This window comes from Mycolicibacterium brisbanense (assembly GCF_001570425.1).
Classification (GTDB): Bacteria; Actinomycetota; Actinomycetes; order Mycobacteriales; family Mycobacteriaceae; genus Mycobacterium; species Mycobacterium brisbanense.
Genome location: NZ_BCSX01000018.1, coordinates 78,414 through 92,727, shown reverse-complemented (window position 1 = coordinate 92,727; position 14,314 = coordinate 78,414). Strand labels below are relative to the sequence as shown.

The window sequence follows — 14,314 nt, the reverse complement described above, 5'->3', positions numbered from 1 at the left end:
ATGCCCACCACGCTGCGGGCGGACGCTCTACGCTCGCTTGGATGGTCTGCAACGGCATCGCGGCCCGGCCCAACGGCACCCCACCGCCCGAGGTACCTCTGTCCGAGATCAACTTGGGCTCTTGGGAGTTCTGGGCGCTCGACGATGACATCCGCGACGGCGCATTCGCCACGCTGCGCCGCGAGGCTCCCCTGTCATTCCAGCCCGAGTTCGTGCAGGAGGGAGCGCCGATCGGCAAAGGGCATTGGGTCGCCACCCGGTACGACGACGTGTTCCACGCCAGCCGCCATCCGGATATCTACTCCTCTGCCAGCGGTATCACCATCGGTGACGAGAATCCGGAATTGGCAGAGTATTTCGGGTCGATGATCGCGATGGACGATCCGCGGCACACACGGCTGCGCAACATCGTCCGCAGTGCCTTCACACCCCGGGTGGTGGCGCTGATCGAGGACTCGGTCCGCGCGCGGGCGCGCAGCCTGGTGACCGCCATGACGACGCGGCATCCCGACGGGCACGCCGACCTGGTCGAGGAGTTGGCCGGCCCGCTGCCCCTGCAGATCATCTGCGACATGATGGGCATCCCGGAGCACGACCACCAACGCGTCTTCCACTGGACCAACGTCATCCTCGGCTTCGGCGACCCCGACATCACCACCGACTTCGAGGAATTCTTCAGCGTCGCAATCGAAATCGGTACCTACGCAAAGGCGCTGGCCGAAGCTCGACGGTCCGAGCCCGGACTGGATCTCACCACCAGCCTGGTGCAGGCCGAGGTGGACGGCGAGCGGCTGACCTCCGCCGAGATCGCGTCGTTCTTCATCCTGCTCGTGGTGGCGGGCAACGAGACCACTCGCAACGCCATCAGCCACGGCATGCTGGCTCTGAGCCGGTACCCGGAGCAGCGACAGCGCTGGTGGGCCGATTACGACGAGCTGGCTCCCACGGCGGTCGAAGAGATCGTGCGGTGGGCCTCTCCGGTGAGCTACATGCGGCGCACCGTCACCCGCGACACCGAGCTGGGCGGCACCCCGTTGGCCGCGGGCGACAAGGTCACGCTGTGGTACGGGTCGGCCAACCGCGACGAGGCGAAATTCGCAAATCCGTGGTTGTTCGACGTCGGGCGTCACCCCAACCCGCATCTCGGATTCGGCGGTGGCGGAGCGCATTTCTGCCTCGGCGCCAATCTGGCGCGGCGCGAGATCACCGTGGCCTTCGAGGAGCTGCATCGCCAGGTGCCCGACATCGTCGCCGTCGCCGAACCGGACCGGCTGCAGTCGGCATTCATCCACGGCATCAAGCGACTACCGGTGGCGTGGGTTTGACCGGCGCAGGCCCGCTATTTGACCGTCAGGCTGCTGACCATCGCCGGATGGTACGTGCAGTCGAAGCCGTACTCCCCGGGGTCGGAGGGCGCGGTGAGCAGCGCACGCTGCTTGCCGCCGACGTGAACGTCGAACAACCCCTTGGTGCGTGAGGTCACCGTGTGCGCGACCTCGTCGTCGTTGACGATGGTGATCTGCGCGCCCGGCGCAACGGTAATCGGTGCGCTGTAACCCATTCCGGAGATCGTGATGACGGGCGTGCCCGGCCCGGGCGGCGGCACTGGACTGCCCGTCGTCGTCGCGGCCGCGGTGTCACGTCCTGCGGTGGTCTGCGAATTCGAGCACGCCACAAGCCCGAACGCCAGTGCGGCAGCCGCACAGCACACCACGATGCGATTCATACTGACGATTATCGACCGGTCGTCAACCGGGTGAGCTATGAGTTCGCCAGGTACCTGCGCCGTTCCCAATCGCTGACGTGCCCGGTGTAGGCCTGCCACTCGCTGCGCGCGATCTCGGCGAAGTCGTGCACCGAGTCGGCACCCAATATGCCGGCGATGGTGTCGTCCTGCGTGGCCAGCGCGATGGCCACCCCGAGCGATTCGGGCAGCGGCACCCCTTTTTCGTAGAGGTTCCCACCTTCGGCAGGCGGCGGTGTGCGCTGCGCCCTGATGCCGGCAACCACCGCGGCCAGCGCCGCGGCGATCAACCAGTACGGGTTGGCATCGGATGCGCCACTGCGTAATTCGATGCGGGTGGCGGTGGGATCGGATTCGACCAACGAGCGCACTGCCGCGCTGCGGTTGTCCCGGCTCCAACTCACCGTCGCAGGTGCGAACGAATCCGGGGCGAAGCGGCGGTAGGCGTTCACCGAGTGGGCTCCGAACAACGTGATCGACGGCAGGTGCTCCAGCAGCCCCGCGATCGCATACCGGGCCAGCTCGTTCTCCTGACCGTCACGCGGGACGAAAGCCGGTGCGCCGTCTCGCCACAACGACACGTGCAGATGCGCCGAGCTGCCCGAGTGTTCGCTGAACGGCTTGGGCATGAAGCTCGCGATCCGGCCGTGCCTGCGCGCCACCTCCTTGGCGGCGTACTTGAGCCGGGCAGCGTCGTCAGCCGCCTCGAGCGCATCGGTGTAGATCAGGTTGGCCTCGACCTGCCCTGGGCCGTACTCGGTTTCGATGCCCTCCAGCCGGGTGAACGCCGCGAGGGTTCGGTGCAGGTCGGTCAGCAGAGGTTCGAGTGCGTTGGCGTTCTCCAGCGAATAGGCGTGAATATCGTTCTGGAACGCCGAGCCGTCGGGGTTGAGCAGGTAGAACTCCAGCTCGACGCCGACCTTGGCGGTGTAGCCGAGCGATGCCAGTTGCGCCAATACCCGTTTGAGCACCGCACGCGGGTCCAGCAGCGATGGCCGTCGGTCGTGCGAGACGATGTCCGAGATCACGTGACCGGCGCCCGGTCGCCACGGTAGGGGCCGGAACGTGGTCAGATCGGGCACGGCGTACACATCGGGGTAGCCGCCGGCCCAGTTGGTCAGCCGCAGGTTGTCGATGACGGTGGCGTCGGCGTTCCAGCCCAAAGACGCCTCGCAGAAGGCAAATCCGCTGCCGCGGGCGCGCTGCAGGAATCCCGCTGCCGGGATCCGCTTGCCCTGGGCATGCCCGAACGGGTCGCTCCAAGCCACCTCGATCTCGGTGATCGAGCCGTCGTCGATGCGCCCCAACAGTTCTCGCTCCGGGGTGGTGGCTGCCGCCCCGACCGTTCCGTTCAGCGTCATGACGGCGTGTCCGCCTTCGCGTCCACTCGGGTCCCCACAGCGGCGCCCGCGACGAAGGCCCCAACCAACACCGAGACGATCACCCAGGCCAGCACGCTGGATCCGCCGACCAGATCGCTGAGGTTGGAAAGGATGAGCACCAACGCACCCAGCAGCCCAGCCAGGCCCAGCGCGGGCGCGATGCGGACCCGCCACAGCGAGTTGCCGCGCCGGTCGCGGGCGAAGTAGACCAGCACCGCCACGCTGGTCACGATCATCAGGACCACCACGCCGACCGTCGTCGCGCCGGCGAACCACGTGTAGAACTGTCCCGCCGGGTCGAGACCGAAGACCACGGCCAGCAGCACCGCCACCGCCACGACCCCCGAGATCCACAGCGACGCCTGGTGCGGTGAGCCGTGCCGATCATGCGGGCGGCTCAACGCGGCGGGCAGCACGTCGCGCTGCGACAGGGCGAACACGTAGCGCGACGCCACGTTGTGGAAGGCCAGGATGCAGGCGAACAGGCTGGTGAAATACAGCACGGTGATGAGGTCCGCACCGACGGCGCCGACGTAGCGCTTGGCCGTGTCACCGAGGAAGGTGCTGCCCGACTGCGTGGCGTGCGCGACGGCACCGTCGTCGCCCCAGCCGGAGATCAACGCCCAACTGGTGACCGCATAGAACACCCCGATCAGGATCAGCGCGGCGTAGGTGGCCCGCGGGATGGTGCGCTCCGGGGTCTTCGCCTCATCGCGGAAAATCGCGGTCGCCTCGAATCCGACATAGCTGATGATCGCGAAAAGCAGCCCGATGCCCAGCGATCCGGACAGGATTGCGTGGGGGTTGACGATGCCCGTGGACAGGCCGTGGTCGCCACCGCGGGCGACGATCACCAGGTCGAGCACGACCACGATGGCGATCTCGGCGGTCAGCAGGATGCCGAGCACGCGGCTGGACAGCTCGATGTTGCGGTAGCCCAGGTACGTGGTCACCACGAAGGCAGCCGCAGCGAACAGCCACCACGGTAGTGTCGGGCCGCCTGCCAGTTCGAGCACGCTCGACCCCGCCGGTCCGAGCAGCCCGTACACCCCGGCCTCCAGTGCGACGTAGCTGACCAGTGCCACGAATGCGACGCCGATACCGGCCGGAAAGCCAAGGGCCTGGCGGACATACGAGAAGAACGCGCCCGCGTCGTCGACGTACGGCGTCATGGCGGTGAACCCGGTCGCGAAAAGCAACAGCACCACGGTGGCGACGATGAAGGTGGCAGGGAAACCCGCTCCGTTGCCCGAGGCGATGCCCAGCGGTACCACACCTCCGATCACGCCGAGCGGTGCCGCCGCGGCGACGACCATGAACACGATGGCGACGACACCGAGATTGCCGCGCAGCTTGCGGTCGGGTGGCGCCGCCGGGCTACCTAAAGGCTCTGGGACCGTGGTGGTTTCGGACATGACCGGGGACCATAGAACCGGCACCACGGCCACACCAGGTCTGCGGTCACCCTGCGCAAAACCCTCTCAGGCCACCGCGTCGCGGTCGACGATGAAGAGCAGCAGGGTCACGGCGAGGATGCCCGCGGCCAGCCAGATCGCGTGCACACCCCAGGCTCGGCTCGCCACGCCACCGATCACCGCGCCGCCGGCGAACGCGAAGATCAGCGTGGCGTAGACACCAGTGGCGCGGCGCGCATCCGGGCGTCCCTCGACGAACCCGGCATAACCCGATTCGACGCAGCGCATGAGGTTCCCGGTCGTCGCCACCGGCAGGTAGGCCAGGTCCCCGATGTTGCGGAAGAGCCCGATCTGCACCGCGGCCAGCAGCGAGATCGGGACGGTGACCACGGTGTGGGACACGGTGGCAGGCACGAAACCGATCACCGCGAGCGCCACCACCTGGATGGCCATGGTCCAGCGCAGCGGGTACGGCAGCACATGCGCGGCGCGTCCCGACTTGATGTGCGCGGCGATCGACACCCCGACGATGAAGGCCAGGATCGGCCACAGGTGCGCGAGCGCCGTGCCCACATGCCGGTTGGACAAGTCGAGGGCCAGGAAGATGACGTTGCCCGTCTGCACGTTGGCGAAGACCTGCCCGCGTGTGAGGTAGGTGTGTGCGTCCAGGAAACCGTTGGTGAGCGTGAGCAGCAGGGCGAACCACAGCGTGGCAGTCCGTGCCGTGTCGTCGATACGGCCGCTCATGCGGACAACCTACCGTGATCCTGATTGCTCCTCGCGTCCGCCGTGACAACGCCGCCACGGCGCCGCGTTGTTCAGGCACCGAGCACGTCGAGCATGCCTGCCGCGGCCCTCGGCCAGGTGAACTGCTCGGCACGCTGGCGCGCACTGCTGCGCCGCAGTGGTTCCGGGCGGCTGATCACCGAGGTCACGGCGTGCGCGATGGCCCGGGGGTCGTTGTCGGCCGTCGCGCCGCTGTCGGAGGTGAGGATCTCGGCCAGGGCCGAGGTCCGCGACACCACCGCGGGGGTGCCGCAGGCCAGGGCCTCCAGAGCGGCCAGGCCGAACGTCTCGTGCGGGCCCGGGGCGAGTGCGACATCGGCCGACGCCAGAATGGTCGCCACCGTGTCCCGGCAGCCGATGTAGCCGGTGAAGTCGACCGGCAGCCGTGCCGCCTGACGTTCCAGCCGCGCCCGCATGGGCCCCTCCCCGACCACCACCAGTCGTGCGTCGACACCCGAATCGCGCAGTGCAGCAACGGTATCAATGCTTCGATGGGCGTGCTTCTCCACCGACAACCGACCGCAGTGCACGAGCAGAGTCTGTTGCGGGGCGGCCCACCGGCTGCGCATCTGCTCGCTGTGCCTGCGCGGGTGGAACTGCTCGAGATCGACGCCGAGCGGCACGGTCGCGACGTTGGCGGCACCGATGCGGTCGAACTCTTCACGGGCGAACGCCGTCGTGCACACCACCGCGTCGTAATTCGCCGCGGTGCGGCGGTTGGCGAAGTTGGCCACCGCGCGGGCCAGCGACCGCGGAAGCACCTGTCCGACAAGGCGGTCGAGGCGTTCGTGGGAGATCATCACGGTGGCAACGTGATTGCGCCGGCCCCACGGCCCGAGCGAGCGCAGGGTGAGCCGGTCGGACACCTCCAACGCGTCGGGCTCGAGTCGGCTCAGCAGTGTGGTGACCGGACCGGGAAGAACGGCGCGGTAACCGCCGGTGAACGGGATCTGTCTGGCCGGCAACGAGATTCGTACCACGCCGGTGGGTAGCATGTGCCGTTCGGGAACAGAGCCGGGCACGATGAGGTAGACCTCGTGGCCGGCCGCGCTGTATTCCGCGCCCAGCCGGTCGACCGCGGTGCGCAGACCCCCCGAGCGCGGGCCGTAGAAGTTGGCAACCTGGACAACCCGCATGCCCAGATCAGAACCGGGCGTGATGTGCGGTCAACAACGTGACCCCGACCGGTGCCTGAACAGCCGCTGAACTCCGCAGGCAGCTCAGCCGAGGTGCTGGCCGAACCAGTCCTGGACGCGACGCCAGGCATCGGCCGCCGCTGCCGCGTTGTAGCGGTCCCCGGTGTCGTTGAAGAACGCGTGGTTGGCATCGGGTTCGGTCACGAGATCGTGCACCATCCCGGCCTTCTCCAGTGCGGCGCGAACGACGGGTTCGGTGCTGGTCACCCGTTGGTCCAAGGCGCCGTAGAACGCCAGCACGGCCGCGCCGCGCGAGCCGGAGAAGTCCGGATTGTCCGGGGCCGGCCCGTAGAACGGCACCGCCGCAGCAAGTTGCGGGGCGCCTGCGGCCAGCAGTTGCCACACGAGACCGCCGCCCATGCAGAAGCCCACCGCCGCGAGTTTGTGGTCGGGGACGCGGCGGGCAAGCTCGTCGACACCGGACTTCAGGTTCGCGACGAACTCCTCGGGCGCGATCTTGCTCAGCGCCGCGGTGGCGGCAGCCGGATCGCTGAAGGCCGCGGTGCCGCCCTGGCCGGACAGCAGGTCGATGGCCAGCGCGGAGTAGCCGATGCCGGCGAAACGTCCTGCGACAGAACGGACCCAGTCGTTGAGCCCCTTGTTCTCGTGGATCACCAGAACCCCGCCGCGGGGTTGTGGCGCCGCCGCCCAGGCACCTTGGAGCTGCCCGGCGGGTCCGGCCCAGGTGATCGGGCTGGTGGGCAAGGCGCCGGCCGAACCCGGTGGCGGCCCGCCGGCACTCGGGCTCGGCGTCGGGCTGGGTGTCGGCGACTCCGACGTCGGCGGAGCGGCCGTCTTCTGCTCACCGCACGCGGCGATCAGAGCGGTGGCGGCGGCGGTGCCCATGCCGATGAGGGCCAGCCTCCGGAGTGCCTCACGCCGGGACAGCAGGCCGTCCACATGATCGGTGGCAATTTCCTCTGCGATGTAGCGCTGTAGCGGTGTCACCTTCGCCAGTATGCGCGGGCCGGCGCGGCGGCAACAATGCTGAACCGCAATGTTCGGTGGCCGTCGGGCGCGATACTCATCGGATGGTGTGGACGCCGGATCCGAATGCGCTGCGCGGCCGTGTCGCCGTGGTCGCCGGTGCGACCCGCGGTGCCGGTCGCGGTATCGCCATGGCGCTGGGCGAGGCCGGCGCCACGGTGGTGTGCACCGGGCGCAGCAGTGTCTCCGGCAGCCGCCTCTCCGACTATGACCGCCCCGAAACAATCGAGGAGACCGCCGAACTCGTGTGTGCGGTGGGCGGTGTGGGCATCCCCATCCAGGTCGACCATCTCGACATCCCTCAGGTCCGCGCGCTTGCGGAACGGCTCGGCAGCGACTTCGGCAGCATCGACATCCTCGTCAACGACATCTGGGGCGCGGAGATACTCAAGGGCGCTCCCGCGACATGGGGCCGGCCGATGTGGCAGCACGATCTCGACGACGGCTTGCGCATCCTGCGGCTCGGGATCGACACCCATCTGATCACATCGCATTGCCTACTGCCCCTGCTGACCACCAAGATGGGTGGTCTTCTCGTTGAGATCACCGATGGGACAACAGAATTCAACTTCGAGAACTACCGGCTTTCGGTGTTCTACGACCTGGTGAAGACTGCGGTCAACCGGCTGGCGTTCAGCCATGGCTACGAGCTTGCGGTGTTCGGCGCCACGGCGGTCGCCGTCACGCCGGGGTGGCTGCGTTCGGAGATGATGCTGGACAACTACGGCATCACCGAGGAAACCTGGCACACCGCACTGGACCCGATGCGCGCCGACGGCTACCCGATGGCCCCACCGGGTTTCGCCGAATCCGAGACCCCCCGTTTCGTCGGCAGGGGCATCGCCGCCATCGCCGCGGACCCCACCCGGGCCCGGTGGAACCAGCGGTCGGTCAGCTCGGTGGATCTGGCCAGGGAATACGGCTTCACCGACCTCGACGGCCGTCAGCCCGACGCCTGGGCGCCGCTATAACTGCAGCTCACTCGACCCCGAGACGGGCCAGTAGACATTTTTTGAAATCTGTTCACGGATTTCATTGACACCCGACCACCACGGCTGTTCTATGACTTGGTGACCTTCGACACAATCATTCGCAACGGCCGCTGGTTCGACGGCACCGGTGCCCCGTCGGCCGTGCGCACCATCGGGATTCGCGACGGCCATGTCGTCGCCATATCGCCCGACGACCTCGATGACACCGACTGCCCCCGGGTCATCGACGCCACCGGCAAGTGGGTCATGCCCGGAATGGTCGATATCCATACGCACTACGACATCGAGGTGCTGAACGGTCCGTCACTGTCGGAATCACTGCGCCATGGCGTGACGACGGTGATGCTCGGTTCCTGCTCGCTGTCGACGGTATATGTGGGCGGGGTCGACGCAGGTGACCTGTTCGGCCGGGTCGAGGCCATCCCGCGCGAGCACGTCATCGCCGCGGTCGACGCGAACAAGATTTGGACCAACTGCGACGAATACGTCGCCGCCCTCGAGGCGCTGCCGTTAGGCCCCAACCTGGCGGCGTTCATCGGGCACTCCGACATGCGCACCGCAGTGATGGGCCTGGACCGCGCCACCCGCAAGGACCAACGTCCGACCCGCGCCGAGCAGGCCCGCATGGAGCAGATGCTCGCCGAGGCACTGCGCGCCGGCTTCGTCGGAATGTCCTCGCAACAGCTGCTTTTCGACAAGATCGACGGTGACACCTGCCGGTCGCGCACGCTGCCGTCGACCTACGCCAAACCGCGCGAGCTGCGCAGGCTCAAGTCGCTGCTGCGCCGCGCGGGTCGGGTGCTGCAGTCCGGCCCCGACATCCAGAATCCGGTCAACCTGGCATCGCAGGTGGCCCAGTCGCTCGGCATCTTCCGCAATCCGCTGAAGACCTCGCTGCTGTCGGCCGCCGACATCAAGGCCAACCCCTACGCGATCCTTTTGATGGGGCCGCTGGCGCGGATCACCAACGCGCTCGGCGGCAACTTCCGCTGGCAGCACCTGCCGGTGCCGTTCGAGGTGTACGCCGACGGCATCGATCTGGTGGTGTTCGAGGAGTTCGGCTCGGGGGCGGCCGCACTGCATCTGCGTGACGAGGTGGAGCGCAACGAACTGCTGCGCGACGAGGACTACCGCCGCCGGTTCCGCAAGGACTACGAGAACAAATTCGGCGTCCGGGTGTGGCATCGCGATTTCTTCGACGCCGAAATCGTTGCCTGCCCTGACGATTCCGTGGTCGGCAAGTCGTTCGGCCAGGTCGGGGTCGACCGGGGCGTCCATCCGGTCGATGCGTTCCTGGACCTCGTCCTCGACCACGGAACCGCGCTACGGTGGCGCACCACCATCTCCAACCACCGTCCCGACGTGCTCAAGAAGCTCGCGCGCGACCCGGGTATCCAGCTGGGCTTTTCCGACGCGGGGGCGCATCTGCGCAACATGGCGTTCTACAACATGGGGCTGCGCCTGCTGCGACATGTCCGGGACGCCGAGCAAGCCGGTACGCCTTTCATGTCGATCGAACAGGCCGTGCACCGGCTCACCGGCGAGCTCGCCGACTGGTACCGCCTCGACGCCGGGCACCTCCGTATCGGCGATCGCGCCGACGTGGTCGTGCTCGATCCGCAACACCTCGACGGTTCGCTGGACGAGTACGCCGAGGACACTGTCGAGCACTACGGTGGGCTGTCGCGGATGGTCAACCGCAATGACGACACCGTCACTGCCGTCCTCGTCGCCGGCAAGGCCGTCTACCTCGACGGGCAACTCACCGACCTCGTCGGCGCCACACGCACCGGACGGTTCTTGCGCGCCGCCCACCGATCCCCGGCCCAGCCCACCCAGAAAGGCGAACTCACCAGTGTCAGTTGAGAATACGATCGTCGGGCTGTGGCAGGCACTGTCTGACCGCAACTGGGAGCTGCTCAAGACCTACGTCTCCGACGACTGCATCTACCTGGACATGCCGGTGGGCCCGACGGCCGCAGCCAGAGGGCCAGAGGACATCGTCAAGCGGCTCAAGATCGGACTGGAACCGCTGGCCTCCTACGAGAACTTCCCCGGGCTGCTGGTGTCCAACGGCGCCGACGCCATGTACGAGCATCACGAGGAATGGCATTGGCAGACAGGTGAATCCGCGATACTCAAGTTCGTCACGGTGCACCGCGTGGAGAACGGCAAGGTGACGCTGTGGAAGGACTACTGGGACATGGGCGCGCTGACCAACCACGCTCCGGCGAGCTGGCTGTCCGATTTCGCGACCGCGGACATGTCGTGGGTCTTCGACGCCACCGGGCTGGTCTGAGCAACGCAAACCCTGCCGGCCCCGCTTCATGGCCGCGGAGGGTTCTCGTCGGCGGCGACTTTGGTTGTGGCGTCAATCCTCGATCAGAAATGGCGACCCCGAAGTAGGCGATGCCACGCGGTCAGTCGTAGCGAGTCGCCGCGCCGCTCAGTGGAAGTGGGCAACACCGCGGTCCTGCAGCGCAACCATTAGTGGGAGAGGCCACGTCAGGCGGGGAATTGCAACTTCGACATGGCGCAAGAAAGCGGCTACCTTCGTCCGGGCTTCGGGTGCTCAGCACAGCCGCACAGGAGCTCGTACAGGCTAGGCCGGCCGTAACACGATGCATCCGGTCAGGCCCTGCGAACCCTCGCCCCACGATCAAGCCACGGACCGGGTGCAACACCCCAGGCAGCCCTGACCAGGAAGAGACGTATGCCTCATCTTGCGCTGTACACATTCGGCGTCCTGAAGTCTCCTCTCGCCGATTCCACTCCCCTCACGCGCGAGTTCTACGACATCGGTGCGGCTGTTTACGGGCAGATCAGTCGGCAGCCGGGCTATATCGCTCATGCCGAACCGGCAGACGGTAACCGTGGCGAACTCTTCGGGGCCGATTGGGGTGCGTGGGGAGAGTTCACCGTACCGACGTGGTACCGCAAGGGCCGTCCGGTGGAGACGACCGCCCTGGCCGCGACTCTCTCGCTCTGGACAGGCCTGCGCGCTGCCGCCGACGCCATTTACACCGGTCTACACCGTGAGGCGCTGAACAGGCGCTACGACTGGTTCGACAGGCTGGGGAACCCCAACCACGTGTGCTGGTGGATACCCGAGGAAGCCATACCCGTTTGGCGTGATGGGGTTTCCAAGCTGGAGCACCTTCACGACCACACTCCCGGGCCGGACGCTTTCACCTTCCATCACTCGTTCGCCCCGGACGGTGCCCCCACCCGGCGCAAGAACAGCGAACCGAGCAGCGGTCAGCCATAGTCGGCCGGGCGCGTTGCCGCGTGACGCTGGCGCCGTCGACCTGGAGCGGTCCTTGAACCAGTCAAAGGCACTGAGCTGTAAGCGTTTCCGGTCGCCCACAAACCGAGCATTAACTGGCCCTTCGGCGCTGTCAGGCCGAGTCGATGCCCCACACCAGACAGAACGGATGCCCTGCCGGGTCGCGGAACACGCGGAAGTTGTTCTCGCCCACCGCATCGGTGACCCGCGTCGCGCCCAGCTCCAGCACCTGGCGTTCGGCGACATCCGGATCGTCGACCTTGATGTCCAGATGCACCTGCTGGGACCCGGCAGGGTCGGGAAACTGCGGCGGCTCATGCTGCGGCGAGTACTGACACGCCAGGCGCCGCCCGGCCGGATCCGTCACCACCACCCACGTGTCGTCCTGGACGGCCACCTCCCCGCCGAGGAGACCGGAGTAGAACGCAGCCAGCCGATGAGGGTCGCGGCAGTCGAGGACCACAGAACGCAATGTGCCGATCATGGTCCCAGTATTGCCATTCGGATCACGATCGAATCCCCCGCACCCACACGCGAATCCCCCGCACCCACACGCGGAACTGTATTCCCGGTCGTTAAGCGTCAGCTTTAACGACCGGGAATACAGTTCCGCGGAAAACCTGGCGCGGAAAAACCGGGGGCCTAGACGCTCCAGGCCATCCGGAACTTCTCGGCGAGTTCCTCGTCCGGGAGATGCCCGAAGTACTGCAGTTCGTAGCGCCGGACCGCCAGCACCGCATCGACCGGCTCATCGCCCAGAATCCCGCGGATCAGCGACGAGGCACCGAGCGCCGCCTGCGCATCGCCCGGCTGGGTGGGCAGCTGCACGATGTCGTGCTCGGCACGCTGCACTTCGGTCAGACTGCCGGGGTCGACCGTGATCTCCGGGCCGAGCGGCAGTTCGTTCTCGATCCCGTGATGCGCCAGGCCCAGGATCACGGCGCTCGCCAGATACGGGTTGGCCGAGGGATCGATCACCTTGACCTCGACGTTGGCGCCGTACGGGTTGCTGGGGCCGCCGATCAGGAAACGCACTGCCGCCTCCCGGTTCTCGGTGCCCCAGCAGTTGTACGCGCCTGACCAGTGTCCGGGCTGCATACGCAGGCCCGAGAGCACCGACCCACACAGCACACCCTGCGCGGCAGGCAGCCCGGCGAGCAGGCCCGCGATGGCGGACTCGCCCTGCGCCGCCATGCCCCGCATCCCGCTGCCACCGGAGAACAGGGCGGTGTCCCCGAGTGTGAGCGAAAAGTGTTGATGGGCACCGGAACCCACACTTCCGGCGAACGGTACCGGCGACAGGCTGACTCGCATACCGTACTTGCGGGCCACCCGGCCGACGATGATGCGCATGAGCACCAGCTGATCGGCGGCCGCGACCGGCGGCTGGGGGGCGAGCGATATCTCGAACTGGTTGGCGCCGTACTCGGGGTGGAACTGTTCGATGGCCACCCCGGACGTCGTCGCCGCGTTGGTGACGTCCCGGACGAAGCCTTCGAACTCCAGCAGCCCGGCCAGTCCGTACTGGGCCCACATGACCGACGGCAACCGGCCGCCGTCCGGACCGACCAGGACGAATTCCATCTCGTGGCCGACCACCGCGGCCAGGTCGGCCGCTGCCATCCGGTCGGTCACCCGTTGCAGGACGCCCCGCGCGCAGTACGGGTCGACCGTGCCGTCCTGGTTGAAGAACTCGCCAGGCGCCCAAGCCAATCCGTCACCCAGGATGCGCAGCGCATCCAGGTCGATGCGGATCCGCTGATCCCCCACCACGCCGAGGGCGTCGCTGAACACGATGCCGGTCTGGTCGATGGTGAACGCGTGGAACACCGGACTGGCGCCCAGCCCGGGGTCGGCGAAGATCCCCATGCGGCGCAGCGGAACAGTTTTCGCATGGATCAGGCCGGCCGGATTGACGACCGTGCCGATGAGTGTCGCAACCCCATCCGCTTCCAACTGGGCGATGGCCGCTGCGGCCAACGGTTTGGCTGCCCGCGCTGTCACAGGTGCCATTGTGCGCCGCTGCGCGGCGACCTACAGCGTGATCGTGCAGGTTTGACCGATGTCGAGCGTGCGCAGCATCCGCCCCATGCCGAGCCACATCGCACACGACAACGCCAGATCGGTCAGCAGCTCCGGGTCGAACTGTTCGGCTGCCCGTTGCCAGAAATCCTCGTCGTCGCGCAATTCGGTGTGCCCGGTGGCGAACCGGTGGGCGAACTCGGCCGCAACCCGCTCCGCGGGACTGTATCCGGGCCAGGTGCGCCATTCGGCCGCGTGGTCGTAGAGATCCTCGTCGACGCCGGCCGCGGCGCCTTCGGAATCGCGGGTGTTCTGGCACACGGCGCACTCGTTGTCGAGCGCGATGACCATGCGGGCCAGCTCCCGCACGCGCAGCGGCAACCGCCCTTTGGTGTACACGGCGTTGGTGAAGTTGGCCATGGCCGTTCCGATTTCGGGTGATCGCAGCACCCAGCCTGCAACATCGTCGTCGGGGAAATCACCGATGCGGCTCATGCAGCGAAT

The 14,314-nt window shown here is 67.4% G+C and carries 14 protein-coding genes; 5 read left to right on the top strand and 9 right to left on the bottom strand.

Translation table 11 applies throughout. The features are described 5' to 3' along the window. The first annotated feature begins 41 nt into the window (after nt 1-41). Complete coding sequence (locus tag RMCB_RS07035) at nt 42-1,325, top strand: cytochrome P450 (protein ID WP_029370606.1); 1,284 nt, start codon at nt 42-44, stop codon at nt 1,323-1,325. Between the two features lie 14 nt (nt 1,326-1,339). On the opposite strand, the gene RMCB_RS07030 is transcribed toward RMCB_RS07035, so the two are convergent. The 6 genes from RMCB_RS07030 to RMCB_RS07005 all read right to left on the bottom strand — a co-directional run bounded on the left by RMCB_RS07030 (nt 1,340) and on the right by RMCB_RS07005 (nt 7,471). Then, complete coding sequence (locus RMCB_RS07030) at nt 1,340-1,726, bottom strand: cupredoxin domain-containing protein (protein ID WP_062828208.1); 387 nt, start codon at nt 1,724-1,726, stop codon at nt 1,340-1,342. A gap of 35 nt (nt 1,727-1,761) precedes the next feature. Further along, nucleotides 1,762-3,105 (bottom strand): glutamine synthetase family protein, encoded by a 1,344-nt coding sequence (locus tag RMCB_RS07025; RefSeq protein WP_029370604.1) that lies wholly within the window; start codon nt 3,103-3,105, stop codon nt 1,762-1,764. Then, nucleotides 3,102-4,541 (bottom strand): APC family permease, encoded by a 1,440-nt coding sequence (locus RMCB_RS07020; protein ID WP_029370603.1) that lies wholly within the window; start codon nt 4,539-4,541, stop codon nt 3,102-3,104. Before RMCB_RS07020 ends, RMCB_RS07025 begins: the two co-directional genes overlap by 4 nt. 66 nt (nt 4,542-4,607) lie before the next feature. Further along, nucleotides 4,608-5,276: a YoaK family protein gene (locus RMCB_RS07015; protein WP_029370602.1), complete on the bottom strand. Its 669-nt coding sequence runs from the start codon at nt 5,274-5,276 to the stop codon at nt 4,608-4,610. Nucleotides 5,277-5,359: 83 nt separating this feature from the next. Then, nucleotides 5,360-6,463: a glycosyltransferase gene (locus RMCB_RS07010; RefSeq protein WP_062828207.1), complete on the bottom strand. Its 1,104-nt coding sequence runs from the start codon at nt 6,461-6,463 to the stop codon at nt 5,360-5,362. 84 nt (nt 6,464-6,547) lie between these two features. Beyond that, complete coding sequence (locus RMCB_RS07005) at nt 6,548-7,471, bottom strand: dienelactone hydrolase family protein (RefSeq protein ID WP_062828206.1); 924 nt, start codon at nt 7,469-7,471, stop codon at nt 6,548-6,550. Between the two features lie 83 nt (nt 7,472-7,554). Here RMCB_RS07005 and RMCB_RS07000 point away from each other — a divergent pair, with 83 nt between their 5' ends. The 4 genes from RMCB_RS07000 (at nt 7,555) to RMCB_RS06985 (ending at nt 11,770) form a co-directional block, all read left to right on the top strand. Continuing rightward, complete coding sequence (locus RMCB_RS07000; protein ID WP_029370599.1) at nt 7,555-8,481, top strand: SDR family oxidoreductase; 927 nt, start codon at nt 7,555-7,557, stop codon at nt 8,479-8,481. A gap of 99 nt (nt 8,482-8,580) precedes the next feature. Next, nucleotides 8,581-10,368 carry an N-acyl-D-amino-acid deacylase family protein gene (locus RMCB_RS06995; RefSeq protein ID WP_084388391.1) on the top strand — a complete coding sequence of 596 codons (1,788 nt, stop codon included), beginning with the start codon at nt 8,581-8,583 and terminating at the stop codon, nt 10,366-10,368. Beyond that, the gene (locus RMCB_RS06990; RefSeq protein WP_062828204.1) at nt 10,358-10,801 is read left to right on the top strand and encodes a nuclear transport factor 2 family protein; all 444 of its coding nucleotides are present in this window, start codon (nt 10,358-10,360) and stop codon (nt 10,799-10,801) included. The genes RMCB_RS06995 and RMCB_RS06990 overlap by 11 nt, the downstream gene beginning before the upstream one ends. A 414-nt stretch (nt 10,802-11,215) precedes the next feature. Beyond that, entirely contained in the window at nt 11,216-11,770 is a 555-nt protein-coding gene (locus tag RMCB_RS06985; protein WP_062828203.1) for a DUF3291 domain-containing protein, read from the top strand. Nucleotides 11,771-11,900: 130 nt separating this feature from the next. On the opposite strand, the gene RMCB_RS06980 is transcribed toward RMCB_RS06985, so the two are convergent. From RMCB_RS06980 to RMCB_RS06970, 3 genes are all read right to left on the bottom strand, one after another. Next, the gene (locus RMCB_RS06980; protein WP_029370595.1) at nt 11,901-12,272 is read right to left on the bottom strand and encodes a VOC family protein; all 372 of its coding nucleotides are present in this window, start codon (nt 12,270-12,272) and stop codon (nt 11,901-11,903) included. Between the two features lie 158 nt (nt 12,273-12,430). Next, complete coding sequence (locus RMCB_RS06975) at nt 12,431-13,801, bottom strand: type I glutamate--ammonia ligase (protein ID WP_062828202.1); 1,371 nt, start codon at nt 13,799-13,801, stop codon at nt 12,431-12,433. 21 nt (nt 13,802-13,822) lie between these two features. Next, entirely contained in the window at nt 13,823-14,305 is a 483-nt protein-coding gene (locus RMCB_RS06970; protein ID WP_062828201.1) for a carboxymuconolactone decarboxylase family protein, read from the bottom strand. Nucleotides 14,306-14,314: the final 9 nt, after the last annotated feature.